Origin of the sequence: Paratractidigestivibacter sp. (assembly GCF_052362415.1) — a bacterium.
Lineage (GTDB): Bacteria > Actinomycetota > Coriobacteriia > Coriobacteriales > Atopobiaceae > Paratractidigestivibacter.
The window spans coordinates 1-4,496 of the sequence record NZ_DAWEMK010000058.1; the positions used below are offsets into that span (position 1 = coordinate 1).

Annotated in this window: 3 protein-coding genes and 1 tRNA gene; 3 read left to right on the plus strand and 1 reads right to left on the minus strand. The window is 66.2% G+C overall.

Features of this window, described 5'->3' with window-relative positions; genetic code table 11:
• The first annotated feature begins 25 nt into the window (after positions 1 to 25).
• From mnmA to ACT84W_RS06815, 3 genes are all read left to right on the plus strand, one after another.
• Positions 26 to 1,162 (plus strand): tRNA 2-thiouridine(34) synthase MnmA, encoded by a 1,137-nt coding sequence (mnmA, locus tag ACT84W_RS06805; RefSeq protein ID WP_444328660.1) that lies wholly within the window; start codon positions 26 to 28, stop codon positions 1,160 to 1,162.
• Positions 1,163 to 1,491: 329 nt separating this feature from the next.
• Positions 1,492 to 2,451, plus strand: coding sequence for a hypothetical protein (locus ACT84W_RS06810; RefSeq protein WP_444328661.1), 960 nt, complete (start codon positions 1,492 to 1,494; stop codon positions 2,449 to 2,451).
• A gap of 185 nt (positions 2,452 to 2,636) precedes the next feature.
• Positions 2,637 to 4,052 (plus strand): lysylphosphatidylglycerol synthase transmembrane domain-containing protein, encoded by a 1,416-nt coding sequence (locus ACT84W_RS06815; protein ID WP_444328662.1) that lies wholly within the window; start codon positions 2,637 to 2,639, stop codon positions 4,050 to 4,052.
• A gap of 303 nt (positions 4,053 to 4,355) precedes the next feature.
• Here ACT84W_RS06815 and ACT84W_RS06820 read toward each other — a convergent pair.
• Positions 4,356 to 4,431: transfer RNA gene (locus tag ACT84W_RS06820), tRNA-Phe, on the minus strand.
• Positions 4,432 to 4,496: the final 65 nt, after the last annotated feature.

The following is a 4,496-nucleotide window of genomic DNA, read 5'->3' on the forward strand; positions in this document are numbered from 1 at the left end:
CCGACACAGAGAGGGGCGATGCCTGATGGCGCGCGTCTATGCTGGTCTTTCCGGCGGCGTCGACTCCGCGCTCGCTTGCGCGCTGCTGTGCGAGGCGGGCCACGACGTGACCGCCGTCTATATGCGCAACTGGTCGCGCGACCTGCCCGGCTTCAAGTGCGCCTGGGCGGACGACCTCGCCGACGCCGAGCGCGTGGCGGTGAGCCTGGGCATCGACCTCGAGGTCTGGGACTGCGAGGCCGAATACAAGGCGACCGTCGTCGACTACCTCGTCGACGCTTATGCGCACGGCCTCACGCCGAACCCCGACGTCATGTGCAACCAGACCATCAAGTTCGGCACCTTCGCCCAGAAGGCGTTCGCCGCGGGCGCCGGCTATGTGGCCACAGGCCACTACGGGCGCGTGAAGAAGGCCGCGGACGGGCGAACCCACCTCCTCCGCGCCGCCGACGAGCACAAGGACCAGACGTACTTCCTGTGGCGCGTGGGCGAGGACGTGCTCGCGCGCACGCTCTTCCCCATAGGCGACATTCAGAACAAAGCCGAGGTCAGGCGCATGGTCGCCGAGCGCGGCCTCGGGCTCGAGCGCAAACCCGACTCCGACGGGATCTGCTTCGTGGGCCCTGTGGGTATCCGGACCTTCCTGCTCGACACGCTCGAGCGCCGAGCGGGGGACATCGTCGAGTTGGAGACCGGCCGCGTCCTCGGGCACCACGACGGCGCGTTCCTCTATACCGTCGGCCAGCGTCGCGGCCTCGACCTGGGCGGCGGTCCCGCGCGCTACGTCGTGCGGACCGACGCCCAGACGAACACCGTCTACGTGACGGCGGACCGCATGAGCCCGGCGCTCTTCACTTCGGAGCTCAAGCTCGCCGACTGCCGATGGATCTCCGGTGAGGCCCCGGCGGCGGGGGATTACGTCGTGCGCACGCGTCACACGGGCGAGCTCGTGCCGTGCGAGCTGGAGGTCACCGGTTGCGGCGGCGCGGGCGATGGCGGTCCCGGCCCGGCAGGCGGCAGCGACTTCGCGGCTACCGCGGACAAGAAGGCCGCCTGCGCGACCGTGCGCTTCGCCGCTCCGCAGCGCCGCGTGGCCCCCGGCCAGTCCGCCGTCATCTACGACGGCCTCGAGTGCCTGGGCGGCGGCATCATCCAGCCGTAAGGGCTGCTTTGCGCTGGGGTTTCTTGCTCGTTCTTGGGTTGCCGTAACGTGGGGGCTCGGGGCCCGTGACGGTGCCCCTCGCCCCCGGCAAAGCACCCGTTGAGCGCAGGCCCGATGAACGGGTATAAGCGGTAACGAACGGGAGCAAAGCCCTCCTGTTGGGTAGTTTCAAAGTGGGCAAGGCCCAGAGATCAGCCACCGGCCAGGGTGGCTGATTTCCGTTTAAGGCCTCATCATTGGTCTCGTCGGTGTACAAATGGGTTGAGCCGTTACAGCAAGACCCGCATCCCGACCTGAAGCCTGGAGGTGCCCTATGTATTGCATCAACTGTGGACACGAGCTCGAGGAAGGCGCGGTGTTGCGGCGCCCGGCAAGACATCCCCGCAGGCCCCGCGCCGGATCCCTCGGAGCAGCAACCGGAGGCTTCCGCCGCCGACCAGACGGTCGCGTATGCCCGGCCGTCGGCTGCACCGCAAGCGGCCCCGGCGCCGTATGCTGAGGCCGTCCAAGGTTACCCGTCCGCCCAGGGTGCCGTCCCCGCTCCCGCCGCCCAACCCGCCCCGCGCCGGTCCGGTCCGAGCGTCGGCACCATCGTCGCCGTGGTCGTCGCCGCGATCGCCGTCATGGGCATCGCCGCCTTCGCGTTCTTCATGGTCTCCGATAAGGCCCCCGACCAGGCGCAGACCTCGGAGCAGACCCAGCCTTCCGGCTCTCAGGGCGGGTCCGGGGTGACCGTCACCAGCAAGCCGACGGCGGGGAAGTCCGATTCCGGCGCGAAGCAGGACTCCGACTCGAAGTCCAAGGACGAAAAGTCCAAGGACAAGGATTCCGGCTCCGATGACCAGGTCAGCCCCATCGAGGCCGCAAAGAAGTGCGTGACCACCGGTTCCGGCAAGCAAACCTACTCGAATCCCCGCTTCGGGTACTCCGTGACCCTGCCGTCGACCTACGAGCTCATCGACGCGTCCGCCAACGGCGACGGCGTGACCTTCCGCGAGTCGTCCACCGGCATCGAGGTCCGCACGTGGGGCGGCAGCAACGCCTCCGGCCAGACCCTCCAGTCGGTTCTCGACTCCTACACCTCCGCGCACAACGTCGACTACAAGGCGACGGGGAAGACCTGGGTCGTCGCCTCCTGGAAGGAGAACGGCAACGAGTACTACGCGAAGCAGTACGTGGGGAGCAACTACGTCAACGGCATCGAGTTCGGCTACCCGCGCACCTCGGCGGACGCCGGCTCCGCGGTCATCGAGGCCTATATCAACGACTACCACCCCGGCGATCTCTAGGCCCTCGCGTCCTGCCGGAAGGTAGCCCTCATGCCCTTCTTTGCGTGTCTGCTCCCTTCGTTGAAGCCGCGCCCGTGCCGAGGGCCCCGCGCCGCGCTGGGGTAAAATAATCGGACTGCCGGCCCGCGCCGGCCACGGGGCCGCATCCCGGCCCCAGCCCCATACCCGCATCAGAGAGGCCATCCGTGGCAGACGAGCTCAAGAAGCCAAAGAAAAAAGTCGCCCTCAAGGTAAGCGGTGCCGCCACATCAAAGGCGGCCGCCGAGGACGCCGAGGCGGACAAGGAATCGATGGGCCAGGTGCGCAAGAGCCTGGTTTTCCTCGCGGGTGTCGTCATCGTATACATCGCCTACCTGGTGTTCTCCGGACAGTTCGACGAGTTCATCACCTCGCTTACGGGCGTCGACCTCGGCTGGATCGTCGCCGGCGTCGTCTGCTTCCTCTTCTACTACGTGTTCGGCGTGCTCGCCTACGTGCTCTCCGTCATCGCCGACCCCGACTCGCCGGTGGGCATCCGCGACCTCATGAGCGTCGAGGCTTCGGGCGTCTTCTTCATGCGCCTCACGCCCAACGGCGCGGCCGCGCCCCCGGCGCAGATCTACCGGCTCACGCGCGCCGGCCTCTCCGTCGGCCAGGCGAGCGCCCTCAACTTCACGCGCTTCGTCCTCTACGAGGCGGGCGAGGGCGTCTTTGCCGCCATCATGCTGCTGTTCTGCGGCGGCTACTTCTATGAGCAGTTCGGCGACGTCACCCTCATCGGCGTCTTCCTCTTCGGCTTCAAGGTCGTCCAGGTGGGCGCGGTCCTCTTCCTGTGCCTGTTCCCCCGGCCGGTCACGGCTATCGGCAACTGGGCCCTGCGCCTGGCCAATCGTCACGGCTGGATTAAGGACGACAAGTACAAGAAGTACTACGAGGTCGTGAACACGCAGGTCGCCGAGTTCTCCGCCGCCTTCAAGGGCGCGTCCAAGAACGTTGGCGAGATGTGCGCCACGATGATCGTCACCCTCTGCCAGCTCGGCTGCATGTACGCGCTGCCGTACTTCGTGCTCCGCGCGTTCGGCGAGCCGGCGGACCTCATGATCTGCCTCGCGTCCGGCTCCATGCTCGAGCTCCTGATCAACGCGATCCCGCTGCCGGGCGGCACCGGCGGCGCCGAGGTCGGCTTCGCGTACCTCTTTAAGGGGATGTTCGGCCAGCACCTCGCCGCCGGCTTCGTGATCTGGCGCGCGGTAGAGTACCTGCTCCCCGTCCTCATCGCCGCGCCGTGCATGGGCATGCGCTCGAACAGCGGCATCTCTATCAACCGCCGCTGGCATGGGGTCTGGGACCGCTTCACGGGCGGCATCAACGGCTTCATCGAGACCGGTTCCTTCAAGTCCGGCGCGTCCAAGTCCGGTGCCCGCGCCCCCAAGGGCGGCGTGACCGTGAAGCCCAAGGCGAAGCGCAAGCCCGCCGCTCCCGCAGTCTCGGGCGCCACCGTGACCACCCGCGGCACGAAGACCGTCGTCAAGTCCTCCGCCCCCGCCCCGAAGGTGGACATCGAGGCGAAGATCGCCGCCGGCAAAGCCGCCGCCAAGTCCCCCAACACCAACACCCGGTGACAGTCATTGCGTGCAGCTTTCTGTGACACCCATCATCCGTTGCCACCCATCACTGGGTGACAGTCATTGGCTGCAGCTTCCTGGGACACACATTATCGGGGACAGTCACTAAGAACTGCATTGTTTGACATACGCTGCAGGAACGGGTGCGGATCAGGGCTATCACGGCCCGATTCGCGCCCGCGTTTTTTGGTGGGGGAGAGGGATGCTCGGTCGGTGAACTGTGCCACGTTGAGTCTATCTCGGCATTTACCCAAACAAAAAACAGGCCAGAAGCTTTTGGCCTCCGACCTGCGAATTTACTGGTGGCGGGGAAGGGAATCGAACCCCTGACACGGGGATTTTCAGTCCCCTGCTCTACCAACTGAGCTACCCAGCCGAATGTGTGCGGGGATTAATATAACAAAAGAATTCGCGATTGCAAAGAACTTTTTTAGAAAAAAG